This window comes from Amycolatopsis magusensis, assembly GCF_017875555.1.
GTDB classification, from domain to species: Bacteria; Actinomycetota; Actinomycetes; order Mycobacteriales; family Pseudonocardiaceae; genus Amycolatopsis; species Amycolatopsis magusensis.
In genome coordinates, this window is record NZ_JAGGMS010000001.1 from 751,413 (window position 1) to 767,931 (window position 16,519).

Below are 16,519 nucleotides of genomic sequence, written 5' to 3' on the forward strand. Positions count from 1 at the left end.
TCATGCAACGGTCGGAGGCCGAGCGTCGATGGTCCCCGGGAATGACCAGGGAGGTGGACGGGTAGATGAAGATCAACCAGCGTGGCCGGGCAGCTGATCGCAAGCGCGGTTGGCAGATCCTCGAAGCGCCGGCGAACGAGCGGCCGCCGAGAACCCGCCGCCGCCGTCGCGACAGCGGTTCCGAGCCACGCAGCCGCGCGTGGCAGATCCTCGAGGCCGACACCGGTGAGCAGCCGGCGGCCACGCAGGAGACCGCGATCGGTCCCGCACTGCCGGACGACTCCACCGTCAACTTCGTGCTCGACCTCGCCCTGCGCATCGGCGAGGTGCAGATGTCCAGCGGCGCGGGCGCCTCCGACGTCACCGCGACCATCCTGGCCCTGACCTCGGCGCTCGGCCTGCCGCACTGCGAGGTCGACGTCATCTTCACCTCGATCACGGTGACCTGCCACCGCGGTTCCGAGCGCTCGCCGGTGACCGCGCTGCGCGTGGTGCGCGCCCGCGGCCTCGACTACAGCCGCCTCACCGACACCGAGAGCCTGGTCCAGCGAGTCACCCGCGGCCGCGTCAGCGCCGAGGACGCCTACACCGAGCTGGAGCTGATCACCAGCAGGCCGCACCCGTACCGCCGCTGGGTGTCCACCCTGGCCTGGGGTGCCATGGCCGCGTTCATCTCGCTGCTGATCGGCGGCGACTGGGCGACCGCGCTGATCGCCTTCGTGATCAGCTCGGTGATCGACCGCGTCGGCCGCGTGCTCAACCGGTACGCGCTGCCGTTCTTCTTCCAGCAGGTGGTCGGCGGCTTCATCGCGACACTGGCCGCGGTGCTGGTGGTCAACACCAACCTGCTGCCCATCGAGAGACCGACCATCGTGGTCGCCGCGGCGATCACCGTGCTGCTGTCCGGGCTGAGCACGGTTTCCGCGGTGCAGGACGCGATCACCGGCTACAACGTCACCGCGGCCGGGCGCACCACCGAGGTCGCGATGATGTCCGCCGGGCTGATCACCGGCGTGGTGCTGGCGCTGAACACCGCGCCGCTGTTCGCGATCGTGCAGAAGACGCCGCCGCCCGCCGTCTACAGCAACACCGCGCTGGACCTGCCGATCATGGTGATCGCCGGTGCGGGCGCGGCCCTGTGCTTCGCGCTGGCCAGCTACGCCAGGCTGCGGTCGCTGCTGATCGCGGCCGCGGCGGGCGCGGTCGGCAGCGTCGGTTACGGCGTGCTGGGCCTGCTCGGCGCGGACCAGATCACCGCTTCCGCGGTCGCCGCCACGCTGGTCGGGTTCTCCGGCGGCGTGCTGGCGCGGCGCCTGAAGGAGACGCCGCTGGTCATCGCGGTCTCCGGGATCACCCCGCTGCTGCCGGGGCTGTCGACCTACCGCGGGCTGTACGAGATGGGCGTCGAACCGGGCGGGGAGCTGGGCACGCTGATGACCGCGGTGGCGGTCGGGCTGGCGCTGGCCGCGGGTGTGGTGCTCGGCGAGTACTTCGCGCAGCCGGTGCGCACCAGCCTCGGCAGGCTCGAGCGCAAGCTGGCAGGCCCCCGGATGGCGGGCCCGCTGCGGCCCAAGACCGGCCGCGTGGAGTAGCCGGAACCGCGAGCCGGGTGATCCTCCGGGACAAGTCTCACCTCTCTTGGTCAGCTACCCCCCGCCGGGGCGCGATAGTCTGCGACCCATGACCGAGCCTGTCAGCACGGCCGCCGAATTCGTCGTGGTGGCCAACCGGTTGCCGGTGGACCTCGACCGCTCCGCCGACGGGACCCAGCGCTGGACCGCGAGCCCCGGTGGGCTCGTGTCCGCGCTCGAGCCCTTCCTCCGCTCCCGCAAGGGGGCCTGGGTGGGCTGGCCCGGCGTGCCGGACGTGGAGGTCGACGAGTTCTCCGACGACGGCTTGGTGCTCCACCCGGTCACGCTCAGCTCCGAAGAGGTGACCGACTACTACGAGGGCTTCTCGAACGCCACGCTGTGGCCGCTCTACCACGACGTGGTGGCCCGGCCGGTGTTCGACCGCGCCTGGTGGGACAGCTACGTCAAGGTCAACCGGCGCTTCGCCGAGGCCAGCGCGAAGGTGGCCGGCGAAGGCGCCGTGGTCTGGGTGCAGGACTACCAGCTCCAGCTGGTGCCGAGCATGCTCCGCGAGCTGCGGCCCGACCTGCGGATCGGCTTCTTCCTGCACATCCCGTTCCCGCCGGTCGAGCTGTTCATGCAGCTGCCGTGGCGCGCGGAGATCGTGCGCGGGCTGATCGGCGCCGACCTCGTCGGCTTCCACCGGCCGGGTGGCGCGCAGAACTTCCTGTGGCTGGCCCGTCAGCTGATCGGCCTGGAGCCCAGCCGTGGTGCGGTCGGCGTGCGGTCGCGGCCCGGTGTGGTCCAGGTCGGCGACCGGACCGTGCGCGTGGGCGCGTTCCCGATCTCGATCGACGCGGCCGGGCTGGACACCCTGGCGCGCACGAAGAAGGTGGCCGACCGCGCCGCGGAGATCCGCCGCGACCTCGGCAACCCGAAGACCGTGCTGCTCGGCGTCGACCGCCTCGACTACACCAAGGGCATCGACCTGCGCCTGCAGGCCTTCCACGAGTTGCTGCAGGAAGACCGCGTCAAACCGGAGGACGTGGCGTTCATCCAGCTCGCCACGCCCAGCCGTGAACGGGTCGAGCACTACCAGCGCATGCGTGGCGAGATCGAGCAGATGGTCGGCCGGATCAACGGCGAGTTCGCCCGCGTCGGTCACCCGGTCGTGCACTACCTGCACCAGTCCGTCGACCGGACGGAGCTGGCCGCGTTCTTCTCCGCCGCCGACGTGATGGTGGTGACCCCGTTGCGCGACGGCATGAACCTGGTCTGCAAGGAGTACGTGGCCTGCCGCCACGACCTCGGGGGCACGCTGGTGCTCTCCGAGTTCGCCGGCGCGGCGGCCGAGTTGAGCAGTGCCTTCCTGGTCAACCCCCACGATCTCGACGGGGTTAAGAGCGCTTTGGCGGCTGCCATTACGCTCGACCCGGCCGAGGGAAGACGGAGAATGCGCGCGCTTCGACGTCAGGTCCTCACCCACGACGTCGACCGCTGGGCGCGCTCGTTCCTGGAAGCACTCGGGTCCGAGCCCTCCGCCTGAACTCGCCCAACTCCCATACCCCACGTACCTGCTCCTAGGAGGAGTGTTGACCGCCGAGGCCCTGCCCGCCGAGCTGCGGCGTGCGATCGTGCAGATCGCGCGGACGCCGCGCTTGCTGGTCGCCTGCGACTACGACGGCACGCTGGCTCCGATCACGTCCAACCCGGACGAGGCCCGCCCCCTTCCGGAGTCGGTCGGTGCCCTGCGATCACTTGCCGGCCTGCACGAAACCACCACCGCGGTCATCTCCGGCCGCGCGCTGCGCGATCTCGCCACGCTTTCCCGGCTCCCGGCGGAAGTCCACCTGGTGGGCAGCCACGGCTCCGAGTTCGACATCGGCTTCGTGCACGCGCTCGACGCGAAGGCCCGAGAGCTGCACCGCAAGCTCGAAGCCGAACTCGAGAAGCTGGTGCTCGATGTTCCAGGTGTTTCCCTAGAAGTGAAACCCGCGAGCATCGCCGTGCACGTGCGCCGCGCCGAGTACGACGCCGGCCGCCGGGTGCTCGCCGCTGTCCACAATGGACCGTGCACCTGGCAGGGGGTGACCACCACCGACGGCAAGGAGGTGGTCGAACTGGCCGTGGTGCAGACGGACAAGGGCCGCGCCCTGGACACGCTGCGCCACCAGGTCAACGCCACCGCCGCGGTGTTCCTCGGCGACGACGTCACCGACGAGAAGGCCTTCGCCCGGCTCTCCGGCCCCGACCTCGGGGTCAAGGTCGGTGACGGGGAAAGCCTTGCCACCTACCGGGTTCCGGACACCGTCGACGTGGCCACCGTGCTCGCCTTCCTGCTCGAGGAGCGGCGGCACTGGCTCTACGGCGAGCAGGCGCCGCCGATCGAGCGGATCTCCATGCTGGCCAGCGAGCGCTCGGTGGCGCTGCTGACCCCGGACGCCAAGCTGACCTGGCTGTGCCACCCCGGCCCGGACGCGCCCGCGGTCTTCGCCGACCTGCTCGGCGGCCCGGGTGCCGGGCACTTCTCGATCAAGCCGCACCGCAACGGCCTGCCGCTGGGCCAGCGGTACCTGCCGAACACGATGACCGTGGAGACGCGCTGGTCGCGGCTGCTGGTCACCGACTACCTCGAGCCGGACAGCCCGCCGCACCGCACCGACATCGTCCGGGTGATCTCCGGCGAAGCCGCGGCTCAGGTGGTCTTCGCGCCGCGGCCGGAGTTCGGCGGTGTGCCGGTGCGGCTGGTCACCGAGGAGGACGGCCTGCGGGTGCTGGGCACCTCGGAGCCGATCGTGCTGCGCGCGCCCGGTGTCCGCTGGGAAATCAACTCCGACGGCATGCACGACACCGCCGTGGCGCTGGTGGAGCCGAAGCCGGAACGCCCGGTCGTCCTGGAACTCCGTTGCGGCACCACGGATCTCGGTGCGCACGAACTGTCCGAAATAGACCGCCGGGCCCGGGCGGGGGCGTACTGGAGCGACTGGGCCGCCACGCTGAAGGTGCCGACCGTGCAGCCGGAACTGGTGTCGCGTTCGGCGTTGACCCTGCGGGGGCTGTGCAACACCGACACCGGCGGCGTGCTCGCCGCGGCGACCACCTCGCTGCCGGAGGAGATCGGCGGCGTCCGGAACTGGGACTACCGCTACTGCTGGATCCGCGACGCCGCGATGACCGTTCGCGAGCTGGTCACCCTCGGTTCGCTGGACGAGGCCGACGGCTACCTGCGCTGGCTGCACGGGGTGCTGGCCACGCTGGCGGGCCCGGAACGGCTGCACCCGCTGTACACGCTGTCCGGCAGCGTGATCGGCGCCGAAGCGGTGATCGAGTCGCTGCCCGGGTTCGCGGGTTCGCGGCCGGTGCGCGTCGGCAACCTGGCGAACCACCAGGTGCAGCTGGACGTGTTCGGGCCGGTGGTGGAGCTGGTGGTCACCCTGGCCGAGGCACGCGGGGAACTGCGTGACCAGGACTGGCAGATGGTGCGGGCGATGGCCGAGGCCGTCACCCGGCGCTGGAACGAGCCGGACCACGGCATCTGGGAAGAGCGTCACGTGCCGCGGCACCGCGTGTACTCCCGGGTGATGGGCTGGGTGACCATCGACCGCGCGATCAAGCTGGGCGAGATCTACGACCGGGAGATCCCCGCGGCGTGGCCCAGCCTGCGCGACGCCATCGCCGCCGACGTGCTGGAGCACGGCTGGAACGACGAGGTGCAGGCGTTCACCACCGCCTACGACGGCACCGACCTGGACGCGGCGTCGCTGTTCGTCGGGCTCACCGGCCTCATCGACCCGGGCGACCAGCGCTTCCAGTCCACGGTCACCGCCATCGAAGCCGAGTTGCGCAGCGGCTCCACCGTCTACCGCTACCACCGCGACGACGGCCTCCCCGGCAGCGAAGGCGGGTTCCACATCTGCGCCGCCTGGCTGGTCGAGGCCTACCTGCTCACCGGACGGCGGACCGAGGCGGAAGAACTGTTCGAGCAGCTGGTGGACGCCGCGGGCCCCACCGGCCTGCTGCCGGAGCAGTACGACCCGATCGCGGAACGGTCGCTGGGGAACCACCCGCAGGCGTACTCGCACATCGGCCTCATCCGCTGCGCCAACCTACTGGCCCAATAACCTCCCGGTGGGCGTGCCTCCCGCACGCCCACCCCACCCCACCCCACCCACCCAAACCGCACACCCCCGGCGTGGCCCTCGCCCGCCCGAGCGTGCAACTCGGCTACCCGAGTGCGGAACTCAGGCGCCTGAACGTGCAACTCGGCTACCTGAGTGTGAGACTCGGGCGCCTGAACGTGAGGTTCGGGTGCGTGAGTGTGGGGTTCGGGTGGGGGTCCACTTGGTGAGAGGGACGTTCGTGCAGCCGAGTTCTACGTTCGCGCAGGTGAACCCCACGTTCAGGTAGGTGAACCCCACGTTCGGGCAGGTGAACCTCGCGTTCGGGTGGGTGAACCTCGCGTTCGGGTGGGTGGAACTTGCGTTCGGGTGGCCGAGGTTCGCGGTTGGGTGGGGTCAGCCGCCGGCTACGGAGGGGATGATCATGAGTTCGGTGTGCGGGGTGAGGGGGGTGTCGGGGCCGGCGAGGCGGCGGCATTCTTCGCCGTCGACGTAGAAGTTGACGTAGCGCCGCAGGGCGCCCGACTCGTCCCGCAGCCGGCGTTCCAGTGCGGGGTACCGCGTGCGCAGTTCGTCCAGGGCCGCCGTGAGGGTGGCGCCCTGGACCTCCAGCACGGTCTGTTCCCCGGCCATCGGCCGCAGCATCGACGGCAGGTGGACCTGGACCACCTAGATCACCGCGGCCCGCACGCAGAGCACGTCCGGCAGGTGCTCGACCACGCGCTGCCAGCTGTCCCCCTCGTCGGCGCTGGCCCAGACCTCACCCGATCGTGAGCCGAAGTACACGCCCGCCGGGTCGGCGTCGTCCACGCACATGGCGTCGCGCAGGACCGCGGAGTAGAAGCCGCTGTCGGGCAGGCCGCCGGACAGCTCGGTCCAGTGGTCGCCGCCGTCCTCGCTGCGGTAGACGCGGCAGCGCCCGTCCGGCGGGAAGCGGTGCTCGTCCGCCTGCAACGGGAAGTTGTAGATGACCTCCGGCTTGTGCGGGTGCACCACCATGGCGAAGCCGAAGTCCGACGGCAGCCCGTCGGCGATCGACTGCCAGCTCTTCGCGTGGTCCTCGCTGCGGTACACGCCGTGGTGGTTCTGCGCGTACAACCGGTCCGGCCGCGCCGGGTGCCGGGCCACCTTGTGCACGCACTGCCCGAACTCCGGGTACTCCTCCGGCAGGAACTTGACGTGGATGCCCTGGTTGGCCGGCGCCCAGGTCTGCCCGCCGTCGGTGGTGTCGTAGACGCCGCCGGTGGACATCGCCACGGTCAGCCGCCGCGGTTCGGTCGGGTGCGGGAGCACGGTGTGGATGGCCATGCCGCCGAAGCCGGGCGTCCACTGTGGACGATGCGGGTGGTCCCACAGCCCGCGGACCAGCTCGAAGGACTTGCCGCCGTCGGCCGAGCGGAACAACGCCGACGGCTCGACCCCGGCGTAGACCACGTCCGGCTCCGGCGCGGGCGTCAGCTGCCAGACCCGTTCCAGCGCGGCCCCGGTGTCCTCCGGGAAGGCGATCGGCGCCTGCTCCGGCTCCTGCCAGGTGGCGCCGAGGTCGTCGCTGGTGGCCACCCCCGGCCCCCAGTGCTGGCTCATCACCCCGGCGAGCAGCCGCGGCGCGCCGCCACGGGTGTCGATCGCCAGCGCGTAGATGTCGGTCATCGGCAGGTGCGGGCCGGTGACCGTCCAGTCGGCCCGCGAGTTCGAGCTCCTGGCCAGCCAGAGCCCCTTGCGCGTGCCGATCGCGAGCAGCGCTTCCATCAGTCGCCTCCCAGTGTGGTTCGGATCACAGGCGGGAGCTTACGCCGGGGCACCGACAGAAACCGGACGCCGGAAGTCGCGGCATGCTAACGACGGCGTCCGGTTCCTGTCACGCGGTTTCAATTGAGGCTGAAACAGTTCTACGCGGAATACCCCTTCGGCGGAATGAGCGTCGCCAACTGGTTGAAGCTGAGCCAATAGACGCCCTGGCTGAAGCCGGCCGAATCAGCGATCTTCACCGTCATGTTGTCGCTGTTGTAACCGGTCACGGTGAAGTAGTGGTAGACGGTGTAGTTCGGGTACCCGGGCGGGTGGTTGTTCGCCGGCGCGACGATGTTGGCCACGATCGGGTAATTGTTGTTGATGTCGAGCACGATGTCCTGCCAGAGCAGGTTCCGCTGGGCCGCGGTCGGTGGGTCGTTCGGCATCTCCTTGGTCTCGTACCAGCCGGTGCCGAGGTTGTTGTTCAGCACCCTGGTGACCTGGCCGATGTGGTCGGTTCCCCCGGTGTGCGTGGGAAGTTGCTGGGCGAGGCTGGCCTGGGACGGCGGGTTGGACATGCGCGCGGACAGCGCCATCCGCGTCGCGGCCGGGCCGCACCAGTAGCCCGTCTGCTGCCACTCGTGGCGCACGTTGAGTTCGACGAAGGCGGGCAGTTTCGAAATGTCCACCTCGGCCGTTTCGGCCGGGCGGGAGGTGACAGCGGCGGGTGCGGCATAAGCGAGAGCGGGCGCGGTGCTGATTCCCGCGATCACCGCGGTGAGCACGGCGAGAACCTTGCGTCTCATCATTTCGGAGTTTCCTTCCCCAGTGCGTTGCCGGTTGGTTTCCGTCACACGTGGGAAATAGTCCGGAAAATGCCGACCCGTGTCGCCGGTGTCACCCGATCGGCCCCCTACCAAAGTAGGTATTGGTTTTTGTTCCGCGCACGGCGAAGCGCCCCCGGTGGCAATTCCACCGGGAGCGCCGCACGCGTTCAGGTCAGGCCGCGTAACCCTTCGGCGGGATCAGCGAAGCCAGCTGGTCGAAGGACAGCCAGTAGATCTGGTTGCCCCCGAAGTTGGCCGAGTCGGCGATGTGCACCGTCATGTTGTCGCTGTTGTAGCCGATCACCGTGAAGTAGTGGTAGATCGTCTGGTCCGGCGGGTAGCCGGGGGGCTGGTTGCCGGGCGGGGCGACGATGTTGGCGACCACCGCGTAGCCGTTGTCGACGTCGGTGACGATGTCCTGCCACAGCAGGTCCTTCTGCGCCTGCGACGGCGGGTCGTTCGGCATCTCCTTGACCTCGTACCAGGTGGTGCCGAGGTTGGCGTTGAGCGCGTTCGCGATCTGGCCGATGTGGTCGGTGCCGTTCTCCGTGGTGCCCATCTGGGCGGCCAGGTCGCCCTGCGAGGGCAGGGCGCCGGTCCGCGCGGACATCGCGATCCGCGCCGCCGCCGGGCCGCACCAGTAACCGGTCTCCTGGACCTGGTACTGGACGTTGAGCGACTTGGCGCCGGCCACCCGGACGTCGGAGGGCGCGACCGCGGCGGGGGCCGAGGCGAACGCGGCACCCGGCAGGACGAGCGCACTCGCCGCGGCGACCCCGACGACCGCCCGGAGGAAACCTCTACGCTGCACTTGTTGCTCCTTCCCCAGTTACTTCGTCGGTTATTTTCCGTCGAATAGCGGACATCCTGAAGAAAGCGGGCAACGGTGCACAAGACGTTTCAGGCAGAGCCGAAATACTCAGGCGCGCGCGTGCTCGGCAGCCGAGAGCGCCAGGCCGACATCGGCGACCTCGAGCACCCGGATGCCGGGCGGGAACTTGCCCGAGTCCGGCGGCACGAGCGCGTGCGTGAAGCCCAGGCGGGCGGCCTCGGCGATGCGCTTGCCCACGTTGGACACGCGCCGGATCTCCCCCGCCAGCCCCACTTCGCCGACCGCGACCAGCCGCGGCGACAACGCGACGTCGGCCACCGAGGAGGCGATCGCCAGCACCAGCGCCAGGTCCACGGCGGGTTCGGTGATTTTCATGCCGCCGACCGTGGCCAGGAAGACGTCGCGCTTGGCCAGTTGCAGCCCGGCGCGGCGCTCCATCACCGCGAGCACCATCTGCACGCGTGAGGAGTCGAGCCCGCTCACCGCGCGGCGCGGCTGCGGCAGCGTCGATTCGGCGACCAGCGACTGCACCTCGCTCATCAGCGGGCGCTTGCCCTCCATCGCCACGGTGATCGCGGTGCCGGAGACCGGCTCGGTGGTGCGGTTCATGAACAACCCGGACGGGTCGGGCACGCCGATGATGCCGTTGTCCTTGAGTTCGAAGCAGCCGATCTCGTCGGCGGCGCCGAACCGGTTCTTCACCCCGCGCACCATGCGCAGCGTGGAGTGGCGGTCGCCCTCGAACTGGAGGACCACGTCCACCAGGTGCTCCAGCACGCGCGGCCCGGCGATGGACCCCTCTTTCGTGACGTGCCCCACGAGAATGATGGGCAGCCCGCGTTCCTTGGCCAGCGCGACGAGCCCGGCTGTGACGGCGCGCACCTGCGTGACCCCGCCGGGCGCGCCCTCGGCCTGCGGGGAGGACATGGTCTGGACCGAGTCGACGATCAGCACACCGGGCTTGACGTCGTCGACGTGGCCGACGACCGCGCCGAGATCGCTCTCGGCAGCGAGGAACATCTGTTCGTGGACGTTTCCCGTGCGTTCGGCCCGCAGGCGGACCTGGCCTGCGGACTCCTCGCCGGTGACGTACAGGGAAGGGTGCTCGCCGGCCTTGCCGGCGGCCCACTGGTAGGCGACTTCGAGCAGCAAGGTCGACTTGCCGACACCCGGCTCACCGGCGAGCAGGATCACCGCACCGGGTACCAGTCCACCGCCGAGCACGCGGTCCAACTCGGGCACACCGGTCTGGCGGGCCCTGGCGGCTTCGACGTCGACCTGGCCGATGGGCCGCGCGGGTGCGCTGGGCGCGCCGGCCACGATGCGCGCGATCGCCGGACGCGCGTCCCCGCGCTCCTCGATCGAGCCCCAGGCCTGGCACTCGGGACACCGGCCGACCCACTTGGCCGCCTCGTAACCGCACTCGCCGCAGCGGTACGAGGTACTGCTCTTCTTAGCCACGGGCGCTCACGCTAGCGACGAGCACCGACAGTTTTCGAAGACCTCAACCGCCGTGGTTCTCGTGCTCGCCCTCGATCGGGCCGGAGTGGGAAGCGGGCGGGGCGCCGTGCTCGGCGGGGGCACCGGCCTGGTTGCCGTGCTCGCCACCGTGGTCGGTGCCGTGCTCACCTTCGCCGCCGTGCTCGAGGCGCGGCCGGGTGGAGCTGGCGATCGGCACGTCGACGACGACCGAACCGGCGTTGCGGAAGGTGAGGGTGACCTTGAGGGTCTGACCCGGGTACACCGGCGCCTTCAGGCCGAGCAGGTTGATCACCGCGTGCCCGACCGGGTGCTCCTCGACCGCGTCCGCGGGCGGGGGCGGGGGCGGCGGGGCGGGCGAACCGGAGGCCGGCGGCTGGGCCGGACCGCTCGACGACGCCTGCGGCGAAGACGGCGGCTGCTGCGAAGACGGCGGCTGCTGCGAAGACGAGGAAGGGGCCGGGGGCGCCACGGGCGTCGCCGGGGCGGCACCGTGGTCGTGCGGCAGGCTCGCCATCGGGCTGACGGTCAGCTTGCTGCCCGCCACGACCGCCTTGAAGCCCTGGATCTCGGTGCCGGTGGCACCTTCGGCGGTGACCGCGACCAGTTCGTCGTCGGCGGGGCCGTTGTTCGCCACGACCAGTTCCACCGGGGCGTCGGCGCCTGCCGGGTAGTACGCGGCCTCGCCGGGGAAGGTCAGCTTCGCGTCACGGACGGCGAGCTTGCCGAGGTCGGCGAAGCCACCGGTGACGGCGGGCAGCTGGGTGTCGGTCTGGGTGATCTGACCGGCGCCACAGCCCGCGAGCGCCAGCGCCGCGCCAAGGCCGAGCGCGGCCACGCCGAGCACGCGTCGTTTCTGCTGCCTCACGGTCTCGTGTCCCTCCTGCGCGTCCTGATTCCCCGCGAAGGGTAGCCCGGCCTCCCGCGCGCGGCCGAACCCGGTGGCCCGTTGTGCGCGGCGGATTCGAAGATCAATGGTCCTAAGTGGATTTCCCGGCGGCCGGGCCGCGATTTGCGGCTCACCTGCATGAGCATGGGAAATGCACGTTTGTCAACCCCCGTCCGGCCCACGATCCGGCCGCTGACCTGCGACGACGGAACTCGGGGCGCTAGATGGTGTCAGTCGAGCCGTGCTAGGATGGTGATAGCGAAAGGGGCAGAGGACACATGGTTTTCAAGGTCGGAGAGACCGTCGTCTACCCGCACCACGGTGCCGCACTCATCGAAGCGATCGAGACCCGCGTGATCAAGGGCGAGGAGAAGAAATACCTCGTCCTCAAGGTCGCGCAAGGGGACCTCACCGTTCGCGTGCCCGCAGACAACGCCGAGATCGTCGGCGTGCGGGATGTCGTCGGGCAGGACGGTCTGAATCGCGTGTTCGACGTGTTGCGTGCGCCGCACACCGAGGAGCCCACGAACTGGTCTCGTCGGTACAAGGCCAACCTCGAGAAGCTCGCCTCCGGCGATGTGAACAAGGTGGCCGAAGTGGTGCGCGACCTCTGGCGGCGTGAGAAGGACCGTGGCTTGTCGGCAGGCGAGAAGCGGATGCTGGCCAAGGCACGGCAGATTCTGGTGAGCGAACTGGCACTGGCCGAGGGCACCGACGAAGGCAAGGCCGAGGTCCTGCTCGACGAGGTTCTGGAAACCGCGGCGGTCTGAGCGGCGGAACCACCGGTCAGCTCACGGCGATGAACCATGCGGCACTGCTCGTCGCGGACACCAGCCAGGGTGCGCTCGCGTCCCTGCGCGGCGAAGCACTGCTCACTCATGCGGTTCGTGGCCTGATCTGTTCCGGCTGTGTAGATCTGACGATAGTGCTGGATTCGGACCGTCGGCTCGCCGAAAGCGAGTCGGCGGTTCTAGTCGTACCCGAGGCCGCTGGCCGGTACCGGGTTTTTCGCGGTTGCGCGGATCGTAGCGAGTCACTCCGGCGGGCCGTGCACGTGGTCGGCCGAACACCCTCCGAAGTGCTGGTGATCCACGACGCCACCCGCGCGCGCACCCCGGCCTCGCTGGTCGAAGCGGTGGTCACGGCCGTGCAAGGTGGTGCGCCTGCCGCCGTTCCCGTGCTGCCGATGACCGACACCGTCAAGCTGGTCGACGCCGGGGCCCGCATCACCGGCACCCGTGATCGCGCGCGCCTGCGCACCCTGCAGACCCCGATGGCCTTCCACGCCGACCTGCGCCCCGAACTCGCCGAGCACGGCCCCGAGCGGCTGCTCGACCGGCTCGGCGCGCGGGTCCGGCTGATCGAGGGTCATCCCGACGCCGCCAAGCTGGCGTCGGAGTTCGAACTCGCGCTCGCCGAGGCGGCGCTCGCCGAAGCCACCGGAGGCTCCCGTTGATCCCCAGAGTCGGCCAGGGTGTGGACGTGCACCCGGTGGAAGCCGGTCGCGACTGCTGGGTCGCCGGTCTGCACTGGGAAGGCGTGGACGGCTGCGCCGGGCATTCCGACGGTGATGTCGCCGCGCACGCGCTCTGCGACGCCCTGCTCTCCGCCGCGGGTCTCGGCGACCTCGGCGCGGTCTTCGGCACCGGCGATCCCCGCTGGGCCGGTGCGCACGGCGTCGACCTGCTCGCCGAAGCCCGCCGCCGGGTCGAGGAAGCCGGGTTCACCGTCGGCAACGCGGCGGTCCAGGTGATCGGCAACGCGCCGCGCATCGGCAAGCGCCGCGACGAAGCGCAGAAGGTGCTGTCCGAAGCCGCGGGCGGGCCGGTCAGTGTGGCGGGCACCACCACCGACGGCCTCGGCCTGACCGGCCGCGGTGAGGGGATCGCGGCGATCGCCACCGCCCTGCTGATCCCGGTAGCCTGACGCCGTGACGATCACTGCGGCGATGTTCGACTTCTCGGGGACCGTCTTCCGGCTGGAGCAGGACGAGACCTGGCTCACCGACCTCACCGACGACGGCGGCGCACCGCTGGACCTCGAAGCCCAGACCGAGCTGATGCGGCGGATGACCGCCCCGGTCGGGCAGGTGGCCCACTTCGACGACGAGCACCAGCACGCCTGGGAGAACCGCGACCTCGACGTCGAACTGCACCGCAAGGTCTACCTCGACGTGCTGCGCCAGTCCGGCGTGCCGAACCTGCAGCAGCGCGAGGCGCTCTACACCCGGCTGATCGATCCTGCGATGTGGACGCCGTACCCGGACACCGAGGCGGTGCTCAAGGGGCTCGCCGGTCGCGGCGTCAAGGTCGCCGTGATCAGCAACATCGCCTTCGACATCCGCCCGGCCTTCACCGCCCGCGGCTGGGACGCCTACGTGGACGCCTTCGTGCTGTCCTTCGAGGTCGGCGCCATCAAACCGCAGCCGGAGATCTTCCAGGCCGCGCTCGACCAGCTGGGGGTCACCGGTCCGGAGGCGCTGATGATCGGTGACGCCGAGGAGGCCGACGGCGGTGCGCGGGCGCTGGGCTGCGCGTTCGCCCTGGTCGACCCGCTGCCGACGACCGAGCGCCCGGACGCCCTGCTGACCGCGCTGAGGACCCACCAGCTGCTCTGACCCGCATCGGTGCGACCACCGTCACGGCGAGCCCGTACCATTTCGGCGTGGCCCTACACCTATACGACACGGCGTCCAGGAGTGCGCGGGAGTTCCAGCCCGCCCGCAGCGGAACGGCGTCGATCTACGTGTGTGGTGCCACCGTGCAGGGGGTTCCCCACATCGGGCACGTCCGCGGCGCGCTGAACTACGACGTGCTCCGCCGCTGGCTTGTCCACAGTGGACTCGACGTGCTGTTCGTGCGGAACGTCACCGACATCGACGACAAGATCCTCACCAAGGCGGCGGCGAACGACCGGCCGTGGTGGGAATGGGCCGCGACGCACGAGCGCGCTTTCGAGGACGCCTACACCGCGCTCGGCTGCCTCCCGCCCTCGATCGCGCCGCGGGCCACCGGCCACGTGACGCAGATGATCGAGCTGATGCAGCGGCTGATCGATGGCGGGCACGCCTACGCCGCCGGCGGCGACGTGTACTTCTCGGTGAAGTCCTTCGACGGTTACGGCGCGCTCTCCGGCCAGCAGCTCGACGACGTCCAGCAGGGCGAGAGCCTGGGTGAGGGCAAGCGCGACCCCCGCGACTTCACGCTGTGGAAGCGTGCGAAGCCCGGCGAGCCGTCGTGGCCGACACCGTGGGGTGACGGACGGCCCGGCTGGCACCTGGAGTGCTCGGCGATGGCCACCGCGTACCTCGGTGGTGAGTTCGACATCCACGGTGGTGGCGTCGACCTGGTCTTCCCGCACCACGAGAACGAGCGCGCGCAGTCGAACGCGGCGGGCGACCCGTTCGCCCGCTTCTGGCTGCACAACGCCTGGGTGACCATGTCCGGCGAGAAGATGTCGAAGTCGCTGGGCAACGTGGTCGCCATCCCGGAGATGCTGCGCGACTACCGCGCCGTCGAACTGCGCTACTACCTGATCCAGCCGCACTACCGCTCGACCATCGAGTACTCCGACGCGGCGCTTTCCGAGGCGGCGCAAGGGTATCGCCGGATCGAGCAGTTCCTCCGGCGCGTGGCGGGCGCGACCGGCGCGGTCGAACCGGGCGAGCTGCCCGCGGAATTCACCGCGGCGCTCGACGACGACCTGTCCACCCCGCAGGCGTTCGCCGTGATGCACAACACCGTGCGCGACGGCAACGCGGCGCTGGACTCCGGCGATAACCAGCGGGCGCGTGCACTCGCCGCTTCGGTGCGCGGGATGACCGCCGTGCTCGGGCTCGACCCGCTCGACCCGCGCTGGGCGGCCGGTCAGGAAAGCCCGGCCAACCAGGCGCTGGCCGATCTGGTCGGCGGGCTGCTGGAGACCAGGCAGCAGGCGCGCAAGGAAAAGGACTTCACGCTCGCGGATTCGGTGCGCGCGTGGTTGCTCAACGCGGGTGTCTCGGTGGAGGACACCCCCAATGGTCCACAGTGGACCCTTAAGGACTCGTAGCAATGGCAGGCAACTCCCAGCGTCGCGGCGCGATTCGCAAGGAGGGCACCAAGAAGGGTGCCGTCAAGGGTTCGGGCGGCCAGCGGCGCAAGGGGCTCGAAGGCAAGGGCCCGACCCCCAAGGCCGAAATGCGCCCTGGGCACCCGAAGCAGCGGAAGGCCGCGGCGAACGCGCGCGCGGCGAAGAGCCGCGCCGAGAAGGCCGACGCCCCCGAGCTGATCGCCGGGCGCAACCCGGTGGTCGAGGCGCTGCGCGCGAACGTGCCGGCGACCGCGCTGTACGTGGCGCTCAACATCGAGACCGACGACCGCGTCAACGAGGCCGTGCGGATGGCGGGCGACAAGGGCATCTCGATCCTGGAGATTCCGCGCGAGGAACTCGACCGCAAGACCAACCGGGCCATGCACCAGGGCCTCGGCCTGCAGGTGCCGCCGTTCGAGTACGCGCACCCGGACGACCTGCTGGTCACCGCCCGCGACTCCGGCGAGCCGCCGCTGCTGGTGGCGCTCGACGGCGTGACCGACCCGCGCAACCTGGGCGCGGTGATCCGCTCGGCGGCCGCGTTCGGCGCGCACGGGGTCGTGCTGCCGGGCCGTCGCAGCGCGGGCATGACCGCGGTGGCGTGGCGGACGAGCGCGGGCACGGCGGCGAAGCTGCCGGTGGCGATGGCCACGAACCTGACCCGGCAGCTGAAGTCGTGGGCCCAGGAAGGCCTGATGATCGTCGGCCTGGACGCCGACGGCTCGATGGACATCGACGAGCTGAACCTGGCGACCGACCCGCTGGTGATCGTGCTGGGCTCGGAAGGCCGCGGGTTGTCGCGGCTGGTGCGCGAAACCTGCGACGCGACGGTGTCGATCCCGATGGCGGCGGGCGTGGAATCGCTGAACGCCTCGGTGGCGGCCGGGGTGTTGCTGGCCGAAGTGGCTCGACTGCGGCGCGTGACCGGGCGGATCTGACCGCTGACGCCGGTTCCCCTCGGCTAAGGTCACAGAACTGACACGTCACCAGGGGGAGCCGCT

15 protein-coding genes are annotated in these 16,519 nt (G+C 70.5%); 9 read left to right on the forward strand and 6 right to left on the reverse strand.

Annotated elements, in window-relative coordinates:
• The first annotated feature begins 65 nt into the window (after positions 1–65).
• The 3 genes from JOM49_RS03565 (at position 66) to otsB (ending at position 5,692) form a co-directional block, all read left to right on the forward strand.
• Entirely contained in the window at positions 66–1,592 is a 1,527-nt protein-coding gene (locus JOM49_RS03565) for a threonine/serine exporter family protein (protein WP_209662942.1), read from the forward strand.
• An 88-nt stretch (positions 1,593–1,680) separates the two neighbouring features.
• Positions 1,681–3,117, forward strand: a complete 1,437-nt coding sequence (locus JOM49_RS03570) for an alpha,alpha-trehalose-phosphate synthase (UDP-forming) (protein WP_209662943.1) — start codon at positions 1,681–1,683, stop codon at positions 3,115–3,117.
• 46 nt (positions 3,118–3,163) lie between these two features.
• Positions 3,164–5,692, forward strand: coding sequence for a trehalose-phosphatase (otsB, locus tag JOM49_RS03575; protein ID WP_209662944.1), 2,529 nt, complete (start codon positions 3,164–3,166; stop codon positions 5,690–5,692).
• Positions 5,693–6,085: 393 nt separating this feature from the next.
• On the opposite strand, the gene JOM49_RS03580 is transcribed toward otsB, so the two are convergent.
• From JOM49_RS03580 to JOM49_RS03605, 6 genes are all read right to left on the reverse strand, one after another.
• Positions 6,086–6,358, reverse strand: coding sequence for a MoaD/ThiS family protein (locus JOM49_RS03580; RefSeq protein ID WP_308158638.1), 273 nt, complete (start codon positions 6,356–6,358; stop codon positions 6,086–6,088).
• A complete protein-coding gene (locus JOM49_RS03585; protein ID WP_209662945.1) occupies positions 6,359–7,438 on the reverse strand; it encodes a WD40/YVTN/BNR-like repeat-containing protein in 1,080 nt (359 codons plus the stop codon).
• Positions 7,439–7,578: 140 nt separating this feature from the next.
• Positions 7,579–8,226 (reverse strand): C39 family peptidase, encoded by a 648-nt coding sequence (locus JOM49_RS03590; RefSeq protein WP_209662946.1) that lies wholly within the window; start codon positions 8,224–8,226, stop codon positions 7,579–7,581.
• A 193-nt stretch (positions 8,227–8,419) separates the two neighbouring features.
• A complete protein-coding gene (locus JOM49_RS03595) occupies positions 8,420–9,058 on the reverse strand; it encodes a C39 family peptidase (RefSeq protein ID WP_209662947.1) in 639 nt (212 codons plus the stop codon).
• 108 nt (positions 9,059–9,166) lie between these two features.
• Positions 9,167–10,540 carry a DNA repair protein RadA gene (radA, locus tag JOM49_RS03600; RefSeq protein WP_209662948.1) on the reverse strand — a complete coding sequence of 458 codons (1,374 nt, stop codon included), beginning with the start codon at positions 10,538–10,540 and terminating at the stop codon, positions 9,167–9,169.
• 43 nt (positions 10,541–10,583) lie between these two features.
• Complete coding sequence (locus JOM49_RS03605) at positions 10,584–11,426, reverse strand: copper chaperone PCu(A)C domain-containing protein (RefSeq protein ID WP_209662949.1); 843 nt, start codon at positions 11,424–11,426, stop codon at positions 10,584–10,586.
• Positions 11,427–11,725: 299 nt separating this feature from the next.
• Here JOM49_RS03605 and JOM49_RS03610 point away from each other — a divergent pair, with 299 nt between their 5' ends.
• Genes JOM49_RS03610 through rlmB form a run of 6 tightly spaced genes read left to right on the forward strand, consistent with a single transcriptional unit; the run spans position 11,726 to position 16,456 of the window.
• The gene (locus tag JOM49_RS03610; RefSeq protein WP_020669809.1) at positions 11,726–12,217 is read left to right on the forward strand and encodes a CarD family transcriptional regulator; all 492 of its coding nucleotides are present in this window, start codon (positions 11,726–11,728) and stop codon (positions 12,215–12,217) included.
• Positions 12,218–12,246: 29 nt separating this feature from the next.
• Positions 12,247–12,903, forward strand: a complete 657-nt coding sequence (locus JOM49_RS03615) for an IspD/TarI family cytidylyltransferase (protein ID WP_209662950.1) — start codon at positions 12,247–12,249, stop codon at positions 12,901–12,903.
• Complete coding sequence (gene ispF, locus JOM49_RS03620) at positions 12,900–13,373, forward strand: 2-C-methyl-D-erythritol 2,4-cyclodiphosphate synthase (protein WP_209662951.1); 474 nt, start codon at positions 12,900–12,902, stop codon at positions 13,371–13,373. Before JOM49_RS03615 ends, ispF begins: the two co-directional genes overlap by 4 nt.
• A gap of 4 nt (positions 13,374–13,377) precedes the next feature.
• Positions 13,378–14,064 carry an HAD family hydrolase gene (locus JOM49_RS03625; RefSeq protein WP_282773224.1) on the forward strand — a complete coding sequence of 229 codons (687 nt, stop codon included), beginning with the start codon at positions 13,378–13,380 and terminating at the stop codon, positions 14,062–14,064.
• Positions 14,065–14,111: 47 nt separating this feature from the next.
• Complete coding sequence (cysS, locus tag JOM49_RS03630) at positions 14,112–15,497, forward strand: cysteine--tRNA ligase (protein ID WP_209662952.1); 1,386 nt, start codon at positions 14,112–14,114, stop codon at positions 15,495–15,497.
• Between the two features lie 2 nt (positions 15,498–15,499).
• Positions 15,500–16,456, forward strand: coding sequence for a 23S rRNA (guanosine(2251)-2'-O)-methyltransferase RlmB (rlmB, locus tag JOM49_RS03635; protein WP_209662953.1), 957 nt, complete (start codon positions 15,500–15,502; stop codon positions 16,454–16,456).
• Positions 16,457–16,519 lie beyond the last annotated feature (63 nt).

Bases quoted from the DNA above. Each gene is read 5' to 3' on its own strand.
- JOM49_RS03565 (WP_209662942.1), top strand. From the start codon at position 66: ATGAAGATCAACCAGCGTGGCCGGGCAGCTGATCGCAAGCGCGGTTGG.
- JOM49_RS03570 (WP_209662943.1), top strand. From the start codon at position 1,681: ATGACCGAGCCTGTCAGCACGGCCGCCGAATTCGTCGTGGTGGCCAAC.
- JOM49_RS03585 (WP_209662945.1), bottom strand. From the start codon at position 7,438: ATGGAAGCGCTGCTCGCGATCGGCACGCGCAAGGGGCTCTGGCTGGCC.
- JOM49_RS03590 (WP_209662946.1), bottom strand. From the start codon at position 8,226: ATGAGACGCAAGGTTCTCGCCGTGCTCACCGCGGTGATCGCGGGAATC.
- JOM49_RS03610 (WP_020669809.1), top strand. From the start codon at position 11,726: ATGGTTTTCAAGGTCGGAGAGACCGTCGTCTACCCGCACCACGGTGCC.
- JOM49_RS03615 (WP_209662950.1), top strand. From the start codon at position 12,247: ATGAACCATGCGGCACTGCTCGTCGCGGACACCAGCCAGGGTGCGCTC.
- rlmB (WP_209662953.1), top strand. From the start codon at position 15,500: ATGGCAGGCAACTCCCAGCGTCGCGGCGCGATTCGCAAGGAGGGCACC.